We start from the raw sequence: 23,394 nt of genomic DNA, 5'->3' as shown, positions 1-23,394 counted from the left end.
TCAGATCCCCCTCGGGTAGTCGATGGCGAGCACGTGCGCCGGCTCGGTGAACGCGTCGAGGCGCACGTAGTTGGAGGTGCTCCAGGTCCAGCGCTGGCCCGTGATCAGGTCGCGGACGCCGAACTCCTCGGTGCCGGCCGGGAGGCCGAGCGCGGCGAGGTCGAGGTGCACGGAGGTGGCGCGCACGGAGTGCGGGTCGACGTTGACGACGACGATGACGCCGTCGGCGCGACCGGAGCGGACGAACTCCGCGGGCAGGGTCTTGGAGTACACGAGCACCGAGTCGTCGTCCGACCAGTGCACCTTGAGGTTGCGGAGCTGCCGCAGTGCCGGATGCTCGGAGCGGATCTGGTTCAGCAGCGTGAGGTACGGGGCGAGCGAGTCGCCCGCCGCCTCCGCCGCGGCCCAGTCGCGGGACTTGAACTCGTACTTCTCGTTGTCGATGTTCTCCTCGCTGCCGGGACGCGCGACATCCTCGAACAGCTCGTAGCCGGAGTAGACACCCCAGCTCGGGGAGGCGGTCGCGGCGAGCACGGCCCGCACCTTGTACGCGGGCCGGCCGCCGAACTGCAGGTACGGGGTGAGGATGTCATGCGTGTTCACCCACATGTTCGGGCGCATGTACGAGGCGGTGCGCGTCGAGATGTCGGTGAAGAACTCGGCGAGCTCGTCCTTCGTGTTGCGCCAGGTGAAGTACGTGTACGACTGCTGGAAGCCGGCGCCGGCGAGCGTCTCCATCGTCGCGGGGCGGGTGAAGGCCTCCGAGAGGAAGATCACCTCCGGGTGCGTGCCGTTGACCTGCGCGATCAGCCACTCCCAGAAGCGCACCGGCTTCGTGTGCGGGTTGTCGACGCGGAAGATCTTCACGCCGCGCGCGATCCAGGTCTCGACGATGTCGAGCCACGCCGCGGAGATGCCCTCGGGGTCGTTGTCGAAGTCGAAGTTGTAGATGTCCTGGTACTTCTTCGGCGGGTTCTCCGCGTAGGCGATCGAGCCGTCGGGCCGCTTCGTGAACCACTCCGGGTGCTCGGCGACCCACGGGTGGTCGGGGGAGGCGTTGAGCGCGAGGTCGAGCGCGACCTCGAGCCCGGCCTTCTCGGCGGAGCGGACGAAGAACCGGAAGTCGTCGACCGTGCCGAGCTCGGCGTGGATGGCCTCGTGCCCGCCCTCGGCCGATCCGATCGCGTACGGGCTGCCGGGGTCGCCGGGCTCGGAGGTCACCGAGTTGTTGCGGCCCTTGCGGAACGTCGTGCCGATCGGGTGCGGCGGCGGGATGTAGATGACGTCGAAGCCCATGGCGGCGACGGCCGGCAGCCGGCGCGCCGCGGTGCGGAACGTGCCGGACTTCCAGGTGCCGTCCTTGCGCTGCCGCGCGCCCTCGGAGCGGGGGAAGAACTCGTACCAGGCGCCGACGGCCGCGCGCTCGCGCTCGACCCGGAGCGGATGCTCCTCGGAGTCGGTGTGCAGGCTCGCGACCGGCGCCGCGGCGATCGCGGCGGCGAGCCGCGGGTCGTGGGCGACCTTGAGCCGGGCGGCGCCGGAGAGCCGCTCGTCGAGGAAGGCGGTGCGGGCATCCGCGAAGACCTTGGCCTTGCGCTTCCTGAGCAGCTCGGCGCCCATCGCGAAGGTGAGGTCGATGTCCTGGTCGGCGGCGACCTTGCCGTCGGCGTAGTGCACCCAGGTGGCCCAGTCGTCGCTCCAGGCGCGCACCCGGAAGCGCCAGACGCCCTCGGCCGTGACCGGCACCTCGGCGTGCCAGCGGTCGGTGCCGGGTGCGCCCGGCGCGAGCGGGTGATACGTCTGCTCGCCGGCCGGGGAGGTCAGCACCACCTCCGCGCCGAGCCGGCCGTGCCCCTCGCGGAACACGACGGCCTCGAACGGCACCACCTCGCCGACGAAGGACTTCGCCGGCCAGCGGTCCTCCGGTTGGACAGGGGAGAGCATGCGGATCGGGATGCGCCCGATGCGTCCGGACCAGGTGTCAGCCACCGTCCGACCGTATCGCGCGGGCCCCGCCCGGCGGAGGGGGGATCCGGCCCGCTCGGAGGCCCCTCCCAGGGCGCGCCGAGGGGCGGCCGAGGACGGGCGCCCGCCGTCGCTGCGTCCGATCGGGCGCCGGCGGGGCATCCGCTCACCCGGGGGACACCTCGTGTACCGACCGGTATATCCCCCTCCCTCTGGGGGCATCCGGGTCATTGCCTCCGCTTGCGGCGCCATCTAGCGTTTGAGGCGGGGGAGATCCCACTGTGCGGGCCGGACCCGAAAACCCGACACCTCGCACAGAGCACCACCGCCACGGCCGGACCCGAAGCCCGACCACCGTGACGTTCCACATCCCGAAACCATGCGAGGACCCGAAACTCGCGAACGCTTGATCAGCGGCCTGGGGGGCTCGGCTACGCCGAGGACCGTGCGCGCTGAGCAGTCCAGCGCGCCCAGGGTTCGAGCTCTGCCGTCATCGTGCGATGACGAAAGGACCCGAAGAATCATGAACAAGCTCACCAAGGGCGCCATCGCCGGTGCCGCCGGCATCATCCTGCTCATGGGCGGCGCGGGCTCGCTCGCGTACTGGTCGGACAACGTCACCGCCGGTGCCCAGGGCCAGACCGTCACCGCCGGCCAGCTGAAGTTCGGCACCCCGGCCGCCGGTGCCTGGTACCTCAACGACTCGACCACGGCGCTGACCGCGACGCAGCTCTCGCAGCTGAAGATCGTCCCCGGCGACAAGCTCGAGTTCAAGCAGACCGTCGGCTTCACCGCGCAGGGCACGAACCTCAAGTTCCAGCTCTCCAACGTCGCCGGCACCTGGTCCGCTGCGACCACGGGCAACGCGAACGACACCGCGCTCGCCAACGCGATCGCCTCCTCGGCCGCCACCACGGCGACCGTGTCGGGCACCGGCTTCACCAACACCGCCGGCACCTACACGATCACCACCAACACCGGCCAGGCCGTGACCGGCTCGGTCGCGATCAGCGTCTCCTTCACCTTCCCGTCGAGCACGACCGGCACCGTCGGCCAGCTCGGCAACGTGAAGCTCGACTCCACGACGGGCGTCGTCACCATCTCGCAGGTGGCCTAACCCTCTCGACGACGGCCGGGGCGGACCCGAACAACGTCCCGGCCGTCTTCACCTCCGATCCCTCAGCGGATCGGAGACCTCCACCCGACATCCCGCACGACCCGGAAACGGCGGACATCATGAGCAGGAACACGCGCGCGCTCCGCGCGACGAGGGCGACCGCCCCGTCGCGGCGGCGGCTCGCGCTGCTGATCCTGCTCCCGCTGGCACCCCTGGTCGTCGTCGCCCTGCTCGTCGCGACGCTCACCGCACATTCGCGGTCGGGCGCGCGGACTCGCGTCGCGGCGGAGGACGTCGCGGTGCCGGTGACCGACCGGACGCCCACCCGCTCTGCGGGGGTCGGCGTTTTCGGGACGCTGCGTGCGGCTCCCGGTCGGATGCTCGCCGGCGCCGCGGCGGTCGGGGTGGCCGTCGTGCTCGCCGTGACCGGCGCGGCCGGCAGCTACGCGTACTACAACAGCCAGACCTCGGTCGCCAGCTACACCATCTCCTCCGGCTCGCTCGCCATGACCGTCCAGTACGGCAGCGGCGTCGCCGGCGCATCGGCCGCTCTCCCGGCGACCGCCTTCCAGAACCTCCTGCCCGGCGACATCGCGAGCGTGCCCGTCACGATCGCCAGCACGGGCAGCGCGACCTCCACCGTCACCGCGCGGCTCGTGACCGCGGCCCCGGCCGGCTGGGAGGTCCGCATCGCGTCGGGCGCGTGCCCCGCGGGTCAGCTCGGCACGACCGCGCTGACCACTGCCGCGCTCGCCTACGGCACCTTCCCGGGCGGCACCTCGACCCCCGCCTGCGTGCAGGTCGTCCTCCGCGCCGACGCCGCGGCGGCCGTCGCGAACCTCGCCTTCGACATCCAGATCGACTCGACGCAGGTGCCCTCATGAGCGCCCGCCTCCCGCTCCACCGCCGCCTCGCGCGGCGCATCGGCGCGTACCGGGGCAGCGCCCGCACCCGCATCGCCGCGGTCGCCGGCATCGTCGTCTTCGCCGTGCTCGCCGGCACCACCGCCGGCTGGGCCTTCTGGAGCACCTCGCTGCACGTGACGGGGTCGGCCACGCGCGCGACCCTCGCGATTACCACCGCGAACTTCGAGTCGCTGAACTACACCTTCATGAACAACACGCTGACCACCACGGGCAGCGTGACCGTGACGAACACGACCGTCACCTCGAGCACCACGCCGGGCACCGTCACGCTGGGCTTCGGCCAGGCGGCGACGTCGACGCTCGGCACGAAGGTGTCGCTCACCGCGTGGCCGACCACGAACGTCGCGACCTGCACCACGGCCGCCGCCGTGGGCACCGGCTCGTTCACCGCCGTGTGGTCCGCCGGCACGAGCACGACCTTCTCGCTGGCGCCGGGCGCCGCGAAGTCGTACTGCGTGCGCAGCTTCGTCACGAGCGGCACCCGCAACTCGGTGTGGTCGGCGAGCGGCACGCAGAGCTTCACGCCGCGCCTCACCGCGACGATGACCCTGAGCACGAACGCGGCCTGGACCGCCTCGGCGACCCCGGTCACGACGACCGAGAAGACCCAGGCGATGTACCAGCCGACGACCGTCGACACCGACGGCTGGCTGTGGCTCCGCCCGAACTGGGGCAACGCGCAGTACGACTACTGCCTCGACGTCTCGGACGGCAACACGAACCCCGGCGGCTTCGTCATCGCCTACGGCTGCAAGACGACGGGCTCGACGAACCAGATGTTCCGCTTCGTCAGCACGGGCGACGGCTTCTACCGCATCAACCCGCGTCACGCGTCCGGCCTCTCGCTCGACACGGACGCGTCGCAGACCGCCGGCACCGGCATCTCGACGCGCACGACGGTCGCGGCCTCGAACAGCCAGCGCTGGCAGGCCCAGGACATCGGCAACGGCTACATCCAGCTGATGAACGTCGACAGCCTGCTCTGCCTCAGCGCGCCGAACGGCACCGGCCTGAACAACGGTCCGCTGACGCAGGCGCCGTGCGCCGACGCGCCCGGCCAGCAGTGGACCCTGTCGCGCACCGTCGAGAACGACGCCGCTGCCACGTCGAACAACTCCTCCGCCAACGCGACGATCACGTACACCTGGACGTCCATCCCGGACGGGCCGTACAAGGCGCAGCTGCTCCGCAACGGGGCCTGGGTCGACATCACCATGGCGTCGACGAGCGCGACCGGCCTCAGCTTCACGGCCGCCTCGCTCTACGCGGCGAACGGCAACACCGCCGGCACGAACCTCACCGTCCGGGTGCTCGACAGCTTCAGCACCCGCGTCGCCCAGGGCACGGTGTCGTTCTCGCGCACCACGTTCTTCACGACGTACTACACGGTCAGCGCCAACACCCTGTCGGACCTGCAGTGATGACCCGCCTCCGCGTCGCGCTCGCCGCCGTGACCGTCGCCGCACTCGCGGCGACGGGCGCGGTCGCGAGCGCACCGGCCGCCGCGCAGGCCGCGACCGCCGTGCAGGTCAGCCCGGACGGCACGAGCTTCGGCTCGTCCTGGGCCGGCCAGCTGTTCTCGGGCGTCGCGCTCGTGCCGCGCGACTCCGTCACCCGCCCGTTCTGGGTGCGCAACGCCGCCGGGGAGGCCGCCTACCTGCGGATCACCCTCGCCGACGTCGTCGTGCACGACGCGGACGTCGCGGATGCGCTCGCCGTCCGCTCCTCCGTCGCCGGCTGGCCCGGCTCCCCGATCGCGGTGACCGCGGCGCAGCCGTGCTACGTGCTGACCCAGGGCCCGGTGCTCGCCTCCGGCGGCACGACGCGCGTCGACACCGCGCTCGACCTCGGCGACCTCCAGGGACTCGCCGGCCAGGCCGGCACGGTGACCTTCTCGATCATCGTCACGCTGAGCTCCACCGCCATGACCTCGCTGCCGCCGACCGACTGCCCGTCCGTGGGCACCACCGTCATCGGCTACACCGGCGACGCCGCCCCGAGCTGGTCGACCGGCCGCGCGGGAACGGCCGTCTCCGGTGGCACCGCGGTGCTCGACCCCGGGACCGCCGCCGGCGGACTCCCGACCACCGTCGTCCCGGCACCCGCCGAGGGCACGGACCCCGTACCCGCCACCCGCGCGTCCGCGGTCGTGGCGAACACCGGCCGACTGTGGCAGGAGCTGGACGTGCTGTTCTGGCTGCTGCTCGCCGTCGCCGGTGCTCTGGTGGCGCTGCGCCGCCGACGCAAGGACATCCTGAAGGGAGCCGCGCCATGACCGCGAAGACCACCGAGAAGCGCCGCCGTGGACCCGTCTACTGGATCGGCATGATCGTCAGCGGCGCGCTGCTGCTGGCCGTGCTCGCCGTCGCGACGCTCGTCGTCGCGGTGCCGGCGCTGACCCGGTCGACCCCGTACACGATCCTCACCGGCTCGATGGACCCGACCTACCCGCCCGGCACCCTCGTCATCGTGAAGCCGACGGACCCGCAGCAGATCCGCCTCGGCGACGTCGTCACGTACCAGCTCGAGTCGGGCGAGGGCGCGGTCGTCACCCACCGCGTCATCGAGATCCAGGCGCCCACCGCGGCGACGAAGGGCGAGCCGCGCTTCATCACGAAGGGCGACGCCAACGACGTGCAGGACCAGAAGGCCGTGCGCCCGGTGCAGATCCGCGGCGTCGTCTGGTACGCCGTGCCCTACATCGGCTGGGTCAACAACGTCGTCAACGGCGACATGCGCCCGGTCATCATCCCGATCGTCGCGGGCGGCCTGTTCCTCTACGCCGGCTGGATGATGATCGCCGGCCTGGTCGACCGCCGTCGCACCCGCAACGGCGCGACCGCCGCCATCGAGGCCGCGGTGCCGCAGCCGGACCTGCGCGAGGACCCGGCCGACGACGCGGTCGAGACGCCGGCCGGGCCGGTCGTCGCGGGCGCCACCGCGCCGCGCGTGCGCCGGGAGCTCGAGCGCACCGGCTCGCGCCGCTCGCGCTTCGAGCCGCCGACCTCCTGAGCCGCTCGCCCGCACGTGCCGGAGGGGCCGTGCGGGCGGGCCACCGCCATCCGATCCCCGCATCGGGATGTCCGCCGTTCCTCGACCGTCGCGCAGCCGTCGCACGCGCGTAACCGGTTGCAGCCCCGGACGTCCTAGGCTGGCCGGGTGAAGGCCATCCGTCGTTTCACCGTCCGCACCGTCCTCCCCGAGGCGCTCTCCGCGCTCGACGAGCTCGCCGCGAACCTGCGGTGGTCGTGGCATCAGCCGACCCAGCTGCTGTTCCGCGAGATCGCCCCGGAGATCTGGGACGCCTCGAAGGATCCCGTCGGCACCCTGGGCGAGGTGGAGCCCTCGCGGCTCGCCGAGCTGGCCGCCGACGCGGACTTCATCGCCCGCGCCGAGGCGCTCCGCGACGGGCTGCGCGTCTACCTGACCGAGCCGCGCTGGTACCAGTCGCTCGAGGGCGACACCCCCGAGACCATCGCCTACTTCTCGCCCGAGTTCGGCATCGCCGCGGCGCTGCCGCAGTACTCCGGCGGCCTCGGCATCCTCGCCGGCGACCACCTCAAGAGCGCCTCCGACCTCGGCGTGCCGATCGTCGCGGCCGGGCTGTTCTACCGCGCCGGCTACTTCCGCCAGGCCATCTCCCGCGAGGGCTGGCAGGAGGAGAGCTACCCGGTGCTCGACCCGGACGGCCTGCCGATGTCGGTGCTGCGCCACCCGGACGGCACCCCCGCCGCCGTGACGCTGGCGCTGCCGGAGGGCCGCGCCCTGCACGCCCGCATCTGGCGCCTCGCCGTCGGCCGCGTCACGCTGCTGCTGCTCGACACCGACATCCCCGAGAACGACGAGGAGCTGCGCGGCGTCACCGACCGGCTCTACGGCGGCGGCGGCGAGCACCGGCTCCTGCAGGAGCTGCTGCTCGGCATCGGCGGCGCGCGCGCCGTGAAGCTGTACACCTCGCTGACCGGCCGCGCGCCGGCCGAGGTCTTCCACACCAACGAGGGCCACGCCGGCTTCCTCGGCCTGGAGCGCATCGCCGACCTCATCGCGGCCGGGCTCTCCTTCCCGGAGGCGCTCACCGCCGTCCGCGCCGGCACCGTCTTCACGACGCACACGCCCGTGCCCGCCGGCATCGACCGCTTCGACGCCGGCCTCGTCGAGCGCTACCTCACGCCGGAGCTGCTGCCCGGCGTGCACGCCGGCGACGTGCTCGCGCTCGGCGCCGAGGACTACGAGGGCGGCACGCCCGGCACGTTCAACATGGCCGTCATGGGCTTCCGCCTCGCGCAGCGCGCGAACGGCGTCTCGAAGCTGCACGGCGACGTGAGCCGCCGGATGTTCGGCGCGCTCTGGCCGGGCTTCGACCCGGACGACGTGCCGATCACCTCGATCACGAACGGTGTGCACGCCCCGACCTGGACGGACGACCGCGTGCGCCAGCTCGCCGGCGACCGGCTCGGCAGCACCGACTCGACCGCCGTCGACTGGACCTCCGACGCGCTCGGCGACGCCGAGCTGTGGGCCCTGCGCCGCACGCTCCGCGAGCAGCTCGTCGAGGACGCGCGTCGACGCGTCACGGCGGCCTGGGCGGAGCAGAACGGGGGCAGCGCGGCGCCGAACTGGTACGCCGACCTGCTCGACCCCGACGTGCTGACGATCGGCTTCGCGCGCCGCGTGCCGACCTACAAGCGGCTCACGCTGATGCTGCAGGACCCGGAGCGCCTCCGCGCCCTGCTCACGCACCCGGAGCGCCCCATCCAGCTCGTCATCGCCGGCAAGTCGCACCCGGCCGACGACGGCGGCAAGCGCCTCATCCAGCGCCTCGTCGAGTTCAGCCAGGACAAGGAGGTGCGCAAGCGCATCGTGTTCCTGCCGAACTACGACATCGGCATGGCGCAGCTGCTGTACCCGGGCACCGACGTCTGGCTCAACAACCCGCTGCGCCCGCTCGAGGCGTGCGGCACGTCCGGCATGAAGGCCGCGCTGAACGGCTCGCTGAACCTGTCGATCCTCGACGGCTGGTGGGCCGAGTACTTCGACGACGAGAGCGGATGGGCGATCCCGTCCGCCGACAGCGCCGGCGACGCCGCGGAGCGCGACGCGCTCGAGGCGAACTCGATGTACGACCTCATCGAGCACCAGGTCGCGCCGCGCTTCTACGACCGCGGCGCCGACGGCGTGCCCGGCAAATGGGTCAGCGACATCCGCCACACGCTCGCCACGATGTCGCCGGAGCTGTCCGCCGACCGGATGGTGCGCCAGTACGTGCAGAACCTGTACCTGCCGGCCGCCGCGGCCGAGCGCGCCGCCTCCGCCGACGACTTCCGCCCCGCGCGGGAGCTCGCCGCCTGGAAGTCGCGCGTCATCGCGGCCTGGCCGGGGGTGCACGTCGCGCACGTCGAGTCCGGCGGCGTCGACACGAGCCCGCAGGTCGGCGAGACGCTGCAGGTGCGGGCGTTCGTCGAGCTCGGCGAGCTGCAGGACTCCGACGTGCGCGTCGAGCTCGTGCACGGCCGCGCCCGCGGCGGCGACGACCAGCTCTCGGACGTCGTGCACGTGCCGCTCGAGCTCGTGTCGCACGACCTCGGCAGCCCCGCGACGTTCGCGGGCACGGTGCAGTTCGACCGCGCCGGCAGCTTCGGCTACACCGTGCGCGTCGTGCCGGCGAACCCGCTGCTCGCCTCGCCGTCCGAGCTGGGGCTCATCGCCTCCGCGGGCTGATCGGGCGACGGCACCGCGTGGGCTCCGGGAGCTTCAGCTACGGCTTCGAGGCCGCTGCGACGCTCGGGCGCGCCCTCGGCCTGCTCGGCGACCTCCGCGCCTCCGCCGAGCTCCATCCGAGCATCAGCCGGATCGAGCAGGTGGAGCCCGCCCCGGGTGCCCAGGAGTCGTTCCGGATGGTCGACAGCACCCGCTGGGGGCCGCTCGCGTTCGCGCTGGAGTACCGCGCCGACCTGCTCGGGCGCGAGACGGACGACGGCTGGGCGCGCATCACCACCCGTGCGCGGCAGGCGCCGGGCATCCGCTTCTGGAACGAGACGACGCTCGTGCAGCGCGGCGACCGGGTGCACGGTCGGGTCGGGATCACGCTCTCGACGCCGTCCTGGATGCAGCGCTGGGCGCTCGAGGGCATGCGCGCCCGGCATGAGCAGATCCTGCCGCAGCTCGTCGCCGCGCTGGAGCGTGGCTCGGGTCGATGAGCAGGTCGGCCGCTCGGACAGCTCCGCTGGCTGAGGAGCGCGCCAGCGCCACGCCGGCTTCGCGCGGCTTCGACGCCGCAGTTCTGCAGACATGGGGCTTCGAGACAGGCCGTCGACGGCCTTCCTCAGCCAGCGGTTCTCCGGTCACTACCCCGCGATGTCCGCCACGAGCGCGTCGGTCAGCCGGAGCAGGTCGGCGGGCGCGAGCTCGAGGTCGAGCCCGCGACGGCCGCCGCTGACGAAGACGGTGTCCCACAGCTCGACGGTCTCGTCCACGACGGTGCGGTGCCGGGTGCGCTGGCCGAGCGGCGAGATCCCGCCGACCACGTAGCCGGTGCGGCGCTCCGCGACCGCCGGGTCCGCCATCGCCCCGCGGCGGGCGCCGAGCGCGGCGGCCGCGCGCTTGAGGTCGAGGCGCGCGCTCACGGGCACGATCCCGACGGCCACCTCGCCGTCCGCCTCGAACAGCAGCGTCTTGAAGACGCGCTCCGGCTCCACGCCGAGCGCCTCGGCCGCCTCGAGCCCGAACGCGGCGGAGCGCGGGTCGTGCGCGTAGGCGTGCTCCGTGTAGGCGGCGCCGGCCGCGCGCAGGGCGGCGGTCGCCGGGGTGCCGGCCATCCGTCAGCTCCCGAGCAGATCGACGAGCTGCGCGAGCCAGTCGCGCAGGAAGCCGTTCGACGCCACCACCCAGGTCAGCACCCAGCCGAGCAGCCCGAGGATCAGCCCGACGCCCGCGGCACCGCGTCCCGCACCGCCGCGCCGGGCCGCACCGGCGAGTCCGGCGACGCCGAGGATGGCGGCGATCGTCGAGACGATCGTGAACCCGGTGGCCGAGAGCACGAGTCCGACGAGGCCGGCCACGACGGCCAGTCCCGGCAGCCCGCCGGCGCCGGCCGCGGGCTCCGCGCCGGACCGGGGGAGGGCTTCCGCGGCCGGCCCGGTCGTCGACAGGAGCGGTCCGCCCGCGCGGGGCCGGCGGGTGTCGCTCCAGCCCACGCCGTTCCACCAGCGCTCGAGCGCGTGGTCGCGCTCGTCCGGATACCAGCCGGCCGAGCGGCTCTCGGGTGCGTCGCGGTAGCCGAAGGGCATGGCGTCACGCTACCCGCCCTGGCCGGCGCCGCTCAGACCGCGCGGAACAGCATCATCGAGGTCGGGCCGACGACGAGCCGGTCGCCCGGCAGGTGGTCGGCCTCCCGGCCCGCGATGTCGTCGTGCGACGAGTCCCAGAGCAGCGTGTAGCCGGAGACGCCCTCGTGCTCCGGCAGGGTCACGGCCACCTCGGTCTCCAGCCCGTGCACGACGAGCAGGATGCGGTTGAACTCCTCGAGCTCCGGCGTCGAGGCGGCGAGGTACTGCAGCGTCCGCTCGGCGGGGGAGTCCCAGTCCTCCATCGACATCGACTCGCCGTCCTTGTTGAACCAGTCCATCTGGCTCGCGCTCGGCACGGTCTCGCCCCAGCGGCCGAATCGCACCGGGCGGAGGGCCGGGTTCTCGCGGCGCAGCCGGGTCAGCGTGCGCGTCACGTCGAGCAGCTCGCGCTGCCAGCGCTCGTGCTTCCAGCTCATCCAGGTGAGCTCGCTGTCCTGGCAGTAGGCGTTGTTGTTGCCCCGCTGGCTTCGGCCGTACTCGTCGCCCGCCGTGATCATCGGCACGCCCGCGCTGAGCAGCAGCGTGCCGAGCAGGTTGCGGATGGCCTTGCGGCGGGCCGCGAGCACGGCGCGGTCGCGGGTGGGGCCCTCCGCGCCGTGGTTGAACGACTTGTTGTCGTCCGAGCCGTCGCGGTTGTCCTCGCCGTTGCCCTGGTTGTGCTTGCGGTCGTAGGCGACGAGGTCGTACGCGGTGAACCCGTCGTGCGCGGTCACGAAGTCGATCGAGGCGAGCGGCCCGCGCTCGTGGGAGAAGACGTGGTTCGAGCCCGAGATGCGGCGTGCCAGGGAGCCGATGCCCTCGCTCGCCGTGCCGGTGCCGCGGGCCGACGCGATGTCACGCAGCCAGAAGTTGCGCGCGCGGTCGCGGTAGCCGTCGTTCCACTCCGAGTAGCCGTCCGGGAAGCGGCCGACCTGCCAGCCGCCCATGCCGACGTCCCACGGCTCCGCGATGAGCTTCGTCGTGCTCAGCACCGGGTCGTCGAGGATCGCGGTGAGCAGCGGATGCGCCGGATCGAAGTGCGCGTCGGCGTCGCGGCCCAGCGTCGCCATGAGGTCGAAGCGGAAGCCGTCGATCTGCACCTCCTCGGCCCAGTACCGCAGCGAGTCGAGCACCAGCCGGCGGGCGGCGGGCTTCGACACGTCGAGGGTGTTGCCGCAGCCGGTCACGTCGAGGTAGCCGCCGTCGGGCAGGTGGCGGTAGTAGTTCGCGTCGTCGAGCCCGCGGAGGCTCGTCGTCGGGCCGCCGCGGCCCTCCTCGGCGGTGTGGTTGTAGACCACGTCGAGGATGACCTCGATGCCCGCCTCGTGGAGCAGCTTCACCATGCCCTTGAACTCGCGGAGCACGGCGCCGGTGCCGCCGTGCTGGGCGGTGCGGCTCGCGTAGGCGGCGTGCGGGGTGAAGAAGTTCAGCGTGTTGTAGCCCCAGTAGTTGACCAGGTCCATCTTCTGGAGGCGCTGCTCGCTCGAGGACTGGTGCACCGGGAGCAGCTCGACCGCCGTCACGCCGAGCGACTGGAGGTGCTCGATCGTCGACGGGTGCGCGAGGCCGGCGTAGGTGCCGCGCAGCTCCTCGGGGATCGCCGTGTTGAGCTTCGTGAGGCCCTTCACGTGCGCCTCGTAGATGACCGTGTGGTCCATCGGCGTCATCGGCCGGCGCGACGACCCCCAGTCGAACGCGCCGTCCTGCACGTAGCCGCGCCACTCGCCGGTCTTCCGGGAGCGGACCAGGCCGCGGGCGTAGGGGTCGAGCAGCGCGAGGTCCGGATCGAACGCGTGCTGCGGACCGGTCGGGCCGTCGGCGCGGAGCGCGTAGCGGGTGCCGGGCACGAGCTCGGGCGACGTGCCGCTCCAGACGCCGTGCTCGTCGCGCGCGAGGGCGACGGTGCTGGCGACCCAGTCCGCGTCGGTCGCGTCGTAGAGCAGCAGGTCGACCGAGCGGGCCGATCCGCTCCAGACGCGGATCTCGCCGCCGTCCGGCGTCGAGCGCACGCCGAGGTCGCGGAGCGACGCCGCCTCCGCCGCGATCGCGGCGGCCGTCTCGGCGGCGATCGCGGCCGCCTCGGCCTCCGCAGCCGCCGCGGCGAGGTCCGCCTCGCGCTGCTCGGCGGCCTGGCGCTCGGCCTCGCGCTGCTGATCGGTCGGGGTCGCGGACGACGCCGCGGCGGTGTCGCCGGAGGCCAGCTCGGTGGCGGGATCGGGCATCTGTCGAGAATAGCCAGACCGATGGTCGGGTTCTCGCCATCCCCCCAGCCCGATCGCGCGGTCGCACATCCGTGCAGGCCCCGGATCCGGCGCGAGAATGGGCGCATGCCGGTCTACCTCGACCACGCCGCCACCTCGCCGATCCGGCCCGAGGTGCTCGCGGCGTACACCGAGGCGCTCGGCACGGTCGGCAACCCGTCGTCGATCCACGGGGCCGGCCAGGCCGCGCGTGCGCTGCTCGAGGAGTCGCGCGCCCGGATCGGCGCCGCGCTCGGGGCGGACCCGATGGAGGTCGTGCTCACCGCCGGCGGAACCGAGAGCATCAACCTCGCGATCAAGGGGCTGTACTGGCGTGGCGCGGCCGAGGGCCGCCGCCGCGTCGTCGTCCCGGCCGCCGAGCACCACGCCACCCTCGACGCGGTCGACTGGCTCGAGTCGCGCGAGGGCGCCGAGGTCGTGCGCACCGGCGTCGACCCGCTGGGCCGCGCGCGGCTCGACGACGTCGCCGCGGCGCTCGACCGCCCGGGCGGCACGGCCGTCGTCAGCGCGCTGCAGGCGAGCAACGAGGTCGGCACGCTGCAGCCGGTCGCGGAGCTGGCGGCGCTCGCCGCGGCGCACCGCGTGCCCCTGCACCTCGACGCGGTGGCGGCGCTCGGCCAGGTGCCGGTGCATCTCGCCGAGAGCGGTGCCGCCGCGATCAGCATCTCGGGGCACAAGATCGGCGCTCCGGTCGGCGTCGGCGCGCTGCTGCTGCGCCGCGACGTCGAGCCCGAGGCGCTGCTGCACGGCGGCGCGCAGCAGCGCGCACGATCCGGCACGCTCGACGCCGCCGGCGCCGCGGCATTGGCGCTCGCGGTCGAGCTCGCGACCGCGGAGCTCGCCGCGCACGCGGCGCACCTGTCCGCGCTGCGCGACCGCCTCGTCCGCGGCCTGGCCGAGCGGGTGCCGGAGGCGACGCTGCGCGGCGATCCGGAGCCGAGCGGACGGCTGCCCGGCACCGTGCACCTCACGGTCGCGGGCGCGGAGGGCGACTCGCTGCTGTTCCTGCTCGACACGGCGGGCTTCGAGGTCTCCACCGGGTCGGCGTGCCAGGCCGGCGTGCCGGAGCCCTCGCACGTGCTGCTGGCGATGGGGCTGCCGGCGGAGGAGGCCCGCGGCGCCCTGCGGATCACGCTCGGCCGGAGCACCACGGCCGACGAGATCGACGCGCTGCTCGTCGCGCTGCCGGACGCCGTAGCCCGAGCTCGCGGTGCCGGAATGGCCCGACGGGTGCCGGATATCGGGCGCGTTTCGGGATCCTGAGCATCCACACAGCGTTCCGAGAGGCGCTTGCCAGGTCGGGCCAGAGTGGAGCATGGCTGTGAAGGAAGAGACCGCCGCCGGGCCTCGCGATGGTGCGGAGCCCGAGCTCAAGCGGGTCATGGGGCCCAAGCTCCTGCTGCTGTTCGTCGTCGGCGACATCCTCGGCACGGGCGTCTACGCCCTGACCGGGCAGGTCGCCGGGGAGGTGGGCGGCGCCGCGTGGCTGCCGTTCATCATCGCGTTCGCCGTGGCGACGCTCACCGCGTGCTCCTACCTCGAGCTCGTCACCAAGTACCCGAGGGCCGCCGGCGCCGCGCTCTACGCGCACAAGGCGTTCGGCATCCACCTCGTCACGTTCCTCGTGATGTTCACGGTGATGTGCTCGGGCATCACGTCCGCCTCCGCCGCGTCGAGCGCGTTCGCGAGCAACTTCTCCGTCGGCTTCGGCATCGAGGGCACGCCCGCCCTGCTGCTCGTGCTCGCCGTCGCGTTCATGCTGCTCATGGCGGTCGTCAACCTCCGCGGCGTCGCGGAGGGCGTCGGGCTCAACGTCGTGCTCACGCTCGTCGAGCTGTCCGGCCTGCTGATGGTGATCCTCATCGGCGCCTTCGCGATCTTCGGCGGCCAGGCGGACTTCAGCCGCGTGGTCGTGTTCGAGAGCGAGAGCGGCAAGAATGTGGTGCTGGCCGTCAGCACCGCCACCTCGCTCGCGTTCTTCGCGATGGTCGGCTTCGAGGACAGCGTGAACATGGCGGAGGAGGTGCGCGAGCCGCACAAGATCTTCCCGCGCGTCATGCTCACCGGACTCGGCATCACCGCCGTCGTCTACGTGCTCATCGCCATCATCGCCGTGGCGCTCGTGCCGGTCGGCGACCTCAAGGAGAGCACCACGCCGCTCGTGACCGTCGTGCAGACCGCGGCGCCGGGCTTCCCGATCGGGCAGCTGCTGCCGTTCATCTCGCTCTTCGCGGTGGGCAACAGCGCCCTCATCAACATGATGATGGCGAGCCGGCTCATCTACGGCATGAGCAAGCAGGGCGTGCTGCCGCCTTTCCTGTCGAAGGTGCTGCCGGGCCGCCGCACGCCGTGGGCCGCCATCCTCTTCACGACGATCATCGCGCTCGGGCTCATCTCGTTCATCTCGCTCGACCCGAAGAACCCGGTCGTTCCCCTGCTCGGCGGCACGACCTCGCTGCTGCTGCTCGCCGTGTTCGCGGTCGTCAACGTCGCGGTGCTGGTGCTGCGGCGGGAGCGCGTCGACCACGACCACTTCCGCACCCCGTCGCCGCTGCCGGTGATCGGCGCGATCGTGTGCGTGTACCTGGTGCTGCCCTGGACCTCCGGCCGACCGGTCGAGCAGTACGGCATCGCCGGGGTGCTGCTCGCGATCGGGCTCGTGCTCTGGCTGGTGACGTTCCTGCACCGGCGGGCGAAGGGCTACGGCGAGGTGTCGCTCGACACCGAGGTGATCGACGAGATCGAGGACGGCACCGCCACCCGCAACTGATCTCGACGTCGCGGCATCGCCGCCGGTGCGCACGTACCCTGGAGGCATGCGCGTGCTGGCGGCGATGAGCGGGGGAGTGGACTCCGCCGTGGCGGCCGCGCGCGCCGTCGACGCCGGCCACGAGGTGGTCGGCGTGCACCTCGCGCTCTCCCGGCAACGCGGCACGCTCCGCACCGGATCGCGCGGATGCTGCACCGTCGAGGACGCGCTCGACGCGCGTCGCGCCGCGACCGCGCTCGGCATCCCCTTCTACGTCTGGGACTTCTCGGAGCGCTTCGCCGAGGATGTGATGGGCGACTTCGTGGCCGAGTACGCGGCCGGGCGCACCCCGAACCCCTGCATGCGCTGCAACGAGCGGATCAAGTTCGCCGCCGTGCTCGAGAAGGCGCTCGCGCTCGGCTTCGACGCGGTCGCGACCGGGCACTACGCGGATGTCCGCACCGGCGCCGACGGCGCGCTCGAGCTGCACCGCGCCGCCGACGCGGCGAAGGACCAGTCCTACGTGCTCGGCGTGCTCACGGCCGAGCAGCTCGAGCACGCGGTGTTCCCGCTCGGCACGACCGCCTCGAAGGACGCGGTGCGGGCGGAGGCGGCGGCACGCGGGCTCACGGTCGCCCAGAAGCCCGATTCGTACGACATCTGCTTCATCCCCGACGGCGACACCCGCGGCTGGCTCGCCGACCACCTGCCCGCCGGTGCCGAGCAGGGCGCGATCCTCGACCGGTCCGGCGCCCGCATCGGCACGCATCCGGGCGCCGCGGCGTTCACGGTCGGCCAGCGCAAGGGGCTGAGCATCGGCTACCCCGCGCCGGACGGCAGGCCGCGGTACGTGCTCGAGGTGCGGCCGGTCTCGAACGAGGTGGTCGTCGGACCGCGCGAGGCGCTCGCGGTCGCCGAGCTCGCCGGCGCGCGGGTCAGCTGGGTCGGCGCCCCGCCGGCGCACGCCGCGACCGCGTTCGCCTGCGAGGTGCAGGTGCGCGCCCACGGCGAGTCCGTGCCGGCGACCGCGCGGATGGCGGACGGCGAGCTCGTGATCCGTCCCGATGCCCCGCTCTCCGGCGTCGCACCCGGGCAGACCGCGGTGCTGTACGCCGGCACCCGCGTGCTCGGCCAGTGCACGATCGACCGCACGGTCAGCGCGGCCCCGGTCGCGGTCTGACCCCGGCGTGGCGTACACAGGGACCATGAGCGACACCGCGCCGGCCCCCGTCTTCGTCCTCGTCGACGGGGAGAACATCGACGCGACCCTCGGCGTCACCGTCCTCGGCCGCAAGCCGGAGCCGGACGACCGGCCGCGCTGGGACGCCCTGCTCCGCGCGCTCCGCGACCGGACGGGCCGGCCCACGACGGGCCTGTTCTTCCTCAACGCGTCGAGCGGCTACCTGCCGATGTCGTTCCTCCAGGCGCTGCAGGCCGGGCACTGGACGCCGGTGCCGCTGTCGGGCCGCGAGGGCGTCAAGGTCGTCGACGTCGGCATCCAGCGCACCATCGACGCGATCCTCGAGCGGCCGGGCGACGTCGTGGTCGCGAGCCACGACGGCGACTTCGCGCCGTGGATCGAGCGGCTGCTCGACGCCGGCCGCCGGGTCGCCGTGCTCGGCTTCCCCGAGCTCATGAGCCAGCGCTACCGCGAGCTGGCGCCGCGCGGGCTCGAGCTCATCGACCTCGAGTACGACGTGCCGGGGTTCCTGCGCACGCTGCCGCGCACGGTCATCGTCGATGCGGAGTCGTTCGACCCGGCGCGGTTCCTCGACCGGCCGCCGCTGACCTGATCTCCCGGCGTCCTGGGGCTCGACGCTCAGCCGGACGGCGGATGATCGGCGGATGCGCCTGGCGACGACCACCTGGGGCGACGGGCCGCGCCGCATCGGCCTCGTGCACGGCATGGCCGGCAGCGCGGAGCTCTGGACCGACTTCGCGCTGCTCGTCGCGGAGCGCCACGACGCGACCGTGACGGCTGTCGACCTCCGCGGGCACGGGCGCACCGGGCCGGCCGCGTCGTACCGGATCGCGGACTTCGCGGACGACGTGGTCGCCGCCCTGCCCGAGGGCCTCGACGTCGTCGTCGCCCACTCGCTCGGCGGACGGGTGCTGGCCGAGGCGGTCGGCCGCCTCCGGCCCGCGCACGCGGTCTACCTCGACCCTGCCTTCTCGCTGCCGTTCGCCGGCGCCGCGATCGGGCGGCTCGCGGCCGGCCGCCTCGTCCTCGGCTCGCGGGCGAGCGCCGCCGCGGCTGCCTGGCAGCTCGGACGGGTGCCCCGCGTCCGCCCGGACCTGCGGGCCCGCTACGCCCGGGCCGCCGCCTCCTGGGACCGCCGGACCGTCGCGGGCGTGCTGCCCGACCTGCTCGCGCCGTTCGCGATCGCGGCGCCGATCGTGCCGTCGTCGGTCGTGCCGTCGCGGCGGAGCATCATGGTGCGGCCCGCGCTGGCGCGGGCGCTCGCTGCCGCGGGCTGGCACGTCGAGGTGCTCCCCGGATCGGTACACGACCTGCCCGGACTCCATCCCCGGGAGACGGCCGACCTGCTCGCCGGGGTCCTCGGCGCCGTCGGAGGCCGCCGGTAGCCTGAGGCCGTGCCTCGCGGATCCCGGAAGTCAGCAGCGCCGTCCGACTCGGTCGCGGAGACCACCCCGCCGGATCTCGGACGGGCCTCCGACGAGGTCGACGCACTCCGCACCCGGCTGCAGGAGCTCCGCGACGCGTACTACGAGCGCAACGAGGTGCTCGAGAGCGACGAGGAGTACGACGCCCGGATGCACCGGCTCGAGCTGCTCGAGCGGATGTTCCCGGAGCTGCAGAGCCAGGACTCGCCGACGCAGACCGTCGGCGGGCGCGCGGACACCACGCTCTTCGCACCGGTGACGCACGCCGAGCGCATGCTCAGCCTCGACAACGTCTTCTCGCTCGAGGAGTTCCGGGAGTGGGCGGCGCGGGTCGACCGGAACTCCGGCCGGCACGTCGACTGGCTCTGCGAGCTGAAGATCGACGGGCTCGCGATCAACCTGCGCTACGAGCGCGGCGTGCTCGTCTCGGCGGCCACCCGCGGCGACGGCGTCGTCGGGGAGGACGTCACTCAGAACGTGCAGTACCTGCCCGTCATCCCGCAGCGGCTCGCGGGGGAGGGGCATCCGGACCTGGTCGAGATCCGCGGCGAGGTGTTCATCCCGACGGCCGCGTTCGAGCGGCTCAACGAGCTGCAGGAGCGCTTCCGCGAGCGGGTCGTCACCGAGACGCGCGAGCGCTGGGAGTCGCGCCGCAGCGGCGGCGGCGAGTTCGACGAGGAGAAGGCACGGCTCTCGGCGTCGCGGCGCTTCCCGTCGTTCGCGAATCCCCGCAACGCGGCGAGCGGCGGACTCCGCCAGCAGCTCGACAAGAAGGACGGCCTCGAGCGGGAGGCCGCGGAGGCGCGCTTCGCGGCGCTGACCATGTACGTGCACGGGCTCGGGGCGTGGCCCGACCCGCCCGTCGACAGCCAGAGCGGCATCTACGCCCTGCTGGAGGGCTGGGGGCTGCCGACCAGCCCGTACTTCTCGGTGCGCGACAGCGTCGACGGCGCGGCCGAGTTCATCGCCCGCTACGGCGAGCACCGGCACGCGGTCGAGCACGAGATCGACGGCGTCGTCGTCAAGGTCGACGAGCTGGCGCTGCACGACGAGCTCGGCGCCACCAGCCGCGCCCCGCGCTGGGCGATCGCCTACAAGTACCCGCCCGAGCAGGTGAACACGAAGCTGCTCGACATCGTGGTCAGCGTCGGCCGCACCGGCCGCGCCACCCCGTTCGCCGTCATGGCGCCGGCGCGCGTGGCCGGCTCGACCGTGCGCCAGGCGACCCTGCACAACCAGGACGTCGTCAAGGCGAAGGGCGTGCTCATCGGCGACACGGTGGTGCTGAGGAAGGCCGGCGACGTGATCCCCGAGGTGCTCGGACCGGTCGTCGAGCTGCGCGACGGCAGCGAGCGCGAGTTCGTGATGCCGAGGGACTGCCCGGCCTGCGGCACGCCGCTCGCGCCGGCGAAGGAGGGCGACATCGACCTCCGCTGCCCGAACGCGCGCGCCTGCCCGGCGCAGGTGCGCGGCCGGGTCGAGCACGTCGGGTCGCGCGGCGCCCTCGACATCGAGGTGCTCGGCGAGGTGGCCGCCGCGGCGCTGACGCAGCCGCTCGTGCCGTCGACCCCGCCCCTCGAGACCGAGGCCGGGCTGTTCGAGCTCACCATCGACGAGCTGCAGGGCATCGAGGTCGTCGTCCGCGACGGCGAGACCGGGATGATGAAGCAGGTCGAGCCGGAGGAGCCGGGCCGCGACATCACCATCCGCGACGGCTCGGTGATCCGCGTGAAGGTCGAGTCGCCGTTCCGCAAGATCGTCAAGCCGGCCCGCAAGGGGGAGCCGGCGGAGTACGGGCCGTCCGCGGCCGCCGAGAAGCTCGTCGCCGAGCTCGAGAAGGCGAAGACGAAGGACCTCTGGCGCATCCTGGTGTCGCTGAGCATCCGGCACGTCGGACCGGTTGCGGCCCGTGCGCTCGCCGGCTGGTTCGGGTCGCTCGCGGCCATCCGCTCGGCGTCGCGGGAGGAGCTCGCGGCCGTCGACGGCGTCGGCGGCATCATCGCCGACGCGCTGCTGGACTGGTTCGACGTGGAGTGGCATCGCGAGATCGTCGACCGCTGGGAGGCGGCGGGCGTGCAGACCGCGATCCCCGGGCACCCCGGGCCGGGCAACGCCGCCGCGGCGGACGGGCCGCTCGCGGGGCTGACGGTCGTCGCGACCGGCTCGCTCGAGGGCTTCACCCGCGAGGGGGCCCAGGAGGCGATCCTCGCCGCCGGCGGCAAGGCGGCGTCGAGCGTGAGCAAGAAGACGGACTACGTGGCCGCCGGACCCGGTGCCGGCTCGAAGCTGCAGAAGGCGGAGGACCTCGGGGTGCGGATCATCGACGCGGCCGAGTTCGCGCTGCTCGTCTCCCAGGGGCCGGCCGCGATCGCGCTGCTGGAGGCGGAGGTGCTGCCGGACGCGGAAGCAGAGGCAGAGGCGGACGCCGCGGGCCGGGATGCGGAGGACGCCGGCCCCGAGGACTAGCCGCCGCTCGGCCCGGACCGCCCGTTCCTGACCCCCGTTCGGGGGTGATCCGAGCGGTCCGGGGGACGATCCGGGTGACAACACGGGTGAATCGGGGTGGGAGCGAGCTGTCTGCCCTCGCGCGGGGGGCAGTCGTCCATTACCTTGGGGTACAGCGCCATGCCGATCCACGGGACGGGGAGGCGGGCGCTGAATACTCCGAGGGTTGGGACGCCCGGTGCTGGTCGTGGCCGCATTCGCTTTGCTGACCTCGGCGCACCTGGGTAGTGGCGTCGAGGTCTCCGTCGCGCCTGCAAACCTTCCCGGGAACGTGTCCGTCGTCGCGGACACCGTGCGCTCGACGAGTGGCGACATCCTCGCCGGGCTCACGGGGTACAGCACCGTCTCCGCCGGACCGGTGTCGGCCGGATCGGTCTCCGCCGGGTCGGTCTCCGCCGGGTCCGCCGCCGGCGCGGTGTCGCTGTCCCGCTCCGGTGCGACGGCCGGCGATCCGGTGGTCGCCCCGTCCGACACGGCGTCGTCCGGTGCAGCGTCGTCCGGTGCAGCGGGCGCCACCCGCGTGCCCGAGTCGAAGCTGACGCGGCTGACGGGAGTCGCGCTCGTGCAGCAGCTCGCCATCCGCAGCGACGCGGAGCTGCGCGGCGTGCTGAAGCGCGATCCGGCGCTCGTCGACCGGATCCTGGCACGCCCGCCGGTCGCCTCGGCGATGGCCGTGCAGTGGCGCGCGTTCGACACCGCCGAACGCGAGCGCCTCATCCGCGTGGCCCCGCAGCTCGTCGGCGCGCTCGAGGGCGTGTCGTACGCCGACCGCGACGAGGCGAACCGCCTGTACCTGTCGCAGGAGCGCGCCCGCCTCCACGACCGGCTCGACGCCGGCGTCGGGCGTGCGGTCCGGGCGGATCTCGAGCGCCGCCTCCACATGCTCGACCAGGTCGCGGAGGCCATCCAGACCGGGCCGGACGGGATGCACCGCCAGCTCGTGTCCATCGACCCGGTCGGCGAGGGGCGCGCCGCGATCGCGATCGGCGACCTCGACGAGGCCGGCTACGTGAGCTATCTCGTGCCGGGGATGTTCTACGGCGTCGACTCGCGCATCGTCCCGTGGACCGGCGTCGCCTCCGACGTCGCCATGGAGGAGCAGGCCTGGATCGACGAGCTCGGCGGCGGCGGCGGACCCGGCACGTCGGGCACCACCACGCCGACGACCACCGTGCCCGCGAGTGCGGTGACGTCGGACCCCGCGGGGGCGATGGGCTCCACGACGCTCGCCTCCACCATGCTCGCCTCCACGACCCTCGCCTCCACGACTGCGGCGGCGACGGCGTCCGCCCAGACGACCGCCGGCGCACTGCCGGCCCGGTCGCAGTCGGTCGCGGTCGTCTCGTGGATCGGGTACCACACGCCGACGCTCGTCAACGTCGCGTCGCTCGTGAACGCGCGCGAGGGCCAGCAGGCGATGACCGCCGCCCTCCGCGGACTGGATGCCGTCCGCGGTGACACGACCGGTGCCGGCGCGGTGACGAAGGCCGCCACGGCCCCGCCGTTCGTGTCGATCCTCGCCCACAGCTACGGCAGCACGGCCGCACTGCTCTCGCTGCAGGAGGACGACGTCGCCGTCGATGCGCTCGCGCTGGTCGGATCGCCGGGGAGTCCCGCCCGCACCGTGTCGCAGCTGCACGTGCACGGCGGCAACGTCTGGGTCGGGGCCGCCGACTGGGATCCGATCGCCGACAGCGGCGTCTTCGGCAGCCAGCCGACCTCGGCAGGGTACGGCGCGCACCGTCTCGAGCTCGACGGGGCGGTGGATCCCGTGACCGGACGCGCCCTCACCGGTGCCTTCTCCCACAACGACTACTTCACGCCGGGAAGCGAGTCCCTGCGGAACATGGCGCTCATCGCCATCGACCGCGCCGCCGAGGTCTCGGACCCCGCGCTCCGCGCCGAGGGCTGATCGCGCGCC

Annotated in this window: 18 protein-coding genes; 14 read left to right on the top strand and 4 right to left on the bottom strand. The window is 73.4% G+C overall.

Going from position 1 to position 23,394, the window contains the following annotated elements:
* Window positions 1-1,944 carry an alpha-1,4-glucan--maltose-1-phosphate maltosyltransferase gene (locus AC1RSJ_RS09590; RefSeq protein ID WP_493118286.1) on the bottom strand — a complete coding sequence of 648 codons (1,944 nt, stop codon included), beginning with the start codon at window positions 1,942-1,944 and terminating at the stop codon, window positions 1-3.
* Window positions 1,945-2,488: 544 nt separating this feature from the next.
* Here AC1RSJ_RS09590 and AC1RSJ_RS09585 point away from each other — a divergent pair.
* The 7 genes from AC1RSJ_RS09585 to AC1RSJ_RS09555 all read left to right on the top strand — a co-directional run bounded on the left by AC1RSJ_RS09585 (window position 2,489) and on the right by AC1RSJ_RS09555 (window position 10,205).
* On the top strand, window positions 2,489-3,082 hold the full coding sequence (locus AC1RSJ_RS09585; protein WP_493118143.1) for an alternate-type signal peptide domain-containing protein: 594 nt from the start codon (window positions 2,489-2,491) through the stop codon (window positions 3,080-3,082).
* Between the two features lie 119 nt (window positions 3,083-3,201).
* Window positions 3,202-3,966, top strand: coding sequence for a hypothetical protein (locus tag AC1RSJ_RS09580; RefSeq protein WP_493118142.1), 765 nt, complete (start codon window positions 3,202-3,204; stop codon window positions 3,964-3,966).
* Complete coding sequence (locus AC1RSJ_RS09575) at window positions 3,963-5,429, top strand: RICIN domain-containing protein (protein WP_493118141.1); 1,467 nt, start codon at window positions 3,963-3,965, stop codon at window positions 5,427-5,429. Before AC1RSJ_RS09580 ends, AC1RSJ_RS09575 begins: the two co-directional genes overlap by 4 nt.
* A complete protein-coding gene (locus tag AC1RSJ_RS09570) occupies window positions 5,429-6,283 on the top strand; it encodes a hypothetical protein (protein WP_493118140.1) in 855 nt (284 codons plus the stop codon). Before AC1RSJ_RS09575 ends, AC1RSJ_RS09570 begins: the two co-directional genes overlap by 1 nt.
* On the top strand, window positions 6,280-7,020 hold the full coding sequence (locus AC1RSJ_RS09565; RefSeq protein WP_493118139.1) for a signal peptidase I: 741 nt from the start codon (window positions 6,280-6,282) through the stop codon (window positions 7,018-7,020). The genes AC1RSJ_RS09570 and AC1RSJ_RS09565 overlap by 4 nt, the downstream gene beginning before the upstream one ends.
* Before the next feature lie 147 nt (window positions 7,021-7,167).
* Window positions 7,168-9,726, top strand: a complete 2,559-nt coding sequence (glgP, locus tag AC1RSJ_RS09560; protein ID WP_493118138.1) for an alpha-glucan family phosphorylase — start codon at window positions 7,168-7,170, stop codon at window positions 9,724-9,726.
* 17 nt (window positions 9,727-9,743) lie between these two features.
* Window positions 9,744-10,205 (top strand): hypothetical protein, encoded by a 462-nt coding sequence (locus AC1RSJ_RS09555; RefSeq protein WP_493118137.1) that lies wholly within the window; start codon window positions 9,744-9,746, stop codon window positions 10,203-10,205.
* A 147-nt stretch (window positions 10,206-10,352) separates the two neighbouring features.
* Here AC1RSJ_RS09555 and ybaK read toward each other — a convergent pair whose 3' ends face one another.
* The 3 genes from ybaK to glgX are packed head-to-tail and all read right to left on the bottom strand — an operon-like array spanning window position 10,353 to window position 13,555.
* Complete coding sequence (gene ybaK, locus AC1RSJ_RS09550; protein WP_493118136.1) at window positions 10,353-10,823, bottom strand: Cys-tRNA(Pro) deacylase; 471 nt, start codon at window positions 10,821-10,823, stop codon at window positions 10,353-10,355.
* Between the two features lie 3 nt (window positions 10,824-10,826).
* The gene (locus tag AC1RSJ_RS09545; protein ID WP_493118135.1) at window positions 10,827-11,294 is read right to left on the bottom strand and encodes a DUF2510 domain-containing protein; all 468 of its coding nucleotides are present in this window, start codon (window positions 11,292-11,294) and stop codon (window positions 10,827-10,829) included.
* Between the two features lie 32 nt (window positions 11,295-11,326).
* Window positions 11,327-13,555, bottom strand: coding sequence for a glycogen debranching protein GlgX (gene glgX / locus AC1RSJ_RS09540; protein ID WP_493118134.1), 2,229 nt, complete (start codon window positions 13,553-13,555; stop codon window positions 11,327-11,329).
* A 105-nt stretch (window positions 13,556-13,660) separates the two neighbouring features.
* Here glgX and AC1RSJ_RS09535 point away from each other — a divergent pair, with 105 nt between their 5' ends.
* From AC1RSJ_RS09535 to AC1RSJ_RS09505, 7 genes are all read left to right on the top strand, one after another.
* A complete protein-coding gene (locus AC1RSJ_RS09535; RefSeq protein ID WP_493118133.1) occupies window positions 13,661-14,857 on the top strand; it encodes a cysteine desulfurase family protein in 1,197 nt (398 codons plus the stop codon).
* Between the two features lie 52 nt (window positions 14,858-14,909).
* Window positions 14,910-16,364, top strand: coding sequence for an APC family permease (locus tag AC1RSJ_RS09530; RefSeq protein WP_493118132.1), 1,455 nt, complete (start codon window positions 14,910-14,912; stop codon window positions 16,362-16,364).
* A 46-nt stretch (window positions 16,365-16,410) separates the two neighbouring features.
* Window positions 16,411-17,523, top strand: coding sequence for a tRNA 2-thiouridine(34) synthase MnmA (gene mnmA, locus AC1RSJ_RS09525; protein ID WP_493118131.1), 1,113 nt, complete (start codon window positions 16,411-16,413; stop codon window positions 17,521-17,523).
* 25 nt (window positions 17,524-17,548) lie between these two features.
* Window positions 17,549-18,136 (top strand): NYN domain-containing protein, encoded by a 588-nt coding sequence (locus AC1RSJ_RS09520; protein ID WP_493118130.1) that lies wholly within the window; start codon window positions 17,549-17,551, stop codon window positions 18,134-18,136.
* Window positions 18,137-18,188: 52 nt separating this feature from the next.
* Window positions 18,189-18,929, top strand: a complete 741-nt coding sequence (locus AC1RSJ_RS09515) for an alpha/beta hydrolase (RefSeq protein ID WP_493118129.1) — start codon at window positions 18,189-18,191, stop codon at window positions 18,927-18,929.
* Between the two features lie 9 nt (window positions 18,930-18,938).
* On the top strand, window positions 18,939-21,434 hold the full coding sequence (ligA, locus tag AC1RSJ_RS09510) for an NAD-dependent DNA ligase LigA (RefSeq protein ID WP_493118128.1): 2,496 nt from the start codon (window positions 18,939-18,941) through the stop codon (window positions 21,432-21,434).
* Window positions 21,435-21,744: 310 nt separating this feature from the next.
* Window positions 21,745-23,385, top strand: a complete 1,641-nt coding sequence (locus tag AC1RSJ_RS09505) for an alpha/beta hydrolase (RefSeq protein ID WP_493118127.1) — start codon at window positions 21,745-21,747, stop codon at window positions 23,383-23,385.
* Window positions 23,386-23,394: the final 9 nt, after the last annotated feature.

The organism is Schumannella sp. GW821-FHT10F01 (assembly GCF_058809295.1).
This window is presented reverse-complemented; position numbering and strand designations above follow the sequence as displayed.

Coding starts and splice junctions, on each gene's coding strand:
- AC1RSJ_RS09520 (WP_493118130.1), top strand. CDS start 17,549: ATGAGCGACACCGCGCCGGCCCCCGTCTTCGTCCTCGTCGACGGGGAG.
- AC1RSJ_RS09575 (WP_493118141.1), top strand. CDS start 3,963: ATGAGCGCCCGCCTCCCGCTCCACCGCCGCCTCGCGCGGCGCATCGGC.
- AC1RSJ_RS09570 (WP_493118140.1), top strand. CDS start 5,429: ATGACCCGCCTCCGCGTCGCGCTCGCCGCCGTGACCGTCGCCGCACTC.
- AC1RSJ_RS09530 (WP_493118132.1), top strand. CDS start 14,910: ATGGCTGTGAAGGAAGAGACCGCCGCCGGGCCTCGCGATGGTGCGGAG.
- AC1RSJ_RS09590 (WP_493118286.1), bottom strand. CDS start 1,944: ATGCTCTCCCCTGTCCAACCGGAGGACCGCTGGCCGGCGAAGTCCTTC.
- AC1RSJ_RS09535 (WP_493118133.1), top strand. CDS start 13,661: ATGCCGGTCTACCTCGACCACGCCGCCACCTCGCCGATCCGGCCCGAG.
- mnmA (WP_493118131.1), top strand. CDS start 16,411: ATGCGCGTGCTGGCGGCGATGAGCGGGGGAGTGGACTCCGCCGTGGCG.
- AC1RSJ_RS09585 (WP_493118143.1), top strand. CDS start 2,489: ATGAACAAGCTCACCAAGGGCGCCATCGCCGGTGCCGCCGGCATCATC.
- AC1RSJ_RS09580 (WP_493118142.1), top strand. CDS start 3,202: ATGAGCAGGAACACGCGCGCGCTCCGCGCGACGAGGGCGACCGCCCCG.
- AC1RSJ_RS09545 (WP_493118135.1), bottom strand. CDS start 11,294: ATGCCCTTCGGCTACCGCGACGCACCCGAGAGCCGCTCGGCCGGCTGG.
- glgX (WP_493118134.1), bottom strand. CDS start 13,555: ATGCCCGATCCCGCCACCGAGCTGGCCTCCGGCGACACCGCCGCGGCG.
- AC1RSJ_RS09515 (WP_493118129.1), top strand. CDS start 18,189: ATGCGCCTGGCGACGACCACCTGGGGCGACGGGCCGCGCCGCATCGGC.
- ybaK (WP_493118136.1), bottom strand. CDS start 10,823: ATGGCCGGCACCCCGGCGACCGCCGCCCTGCGCGCGGCCGGCGCCGCC.
- AC1RSJ_RS09565 (WP_493118139.1), top strand. CDS start 6,280: ATGACCGCGAAGACCACCGAGAAGCGCCGCCGTGGACCCGTCTACTGG.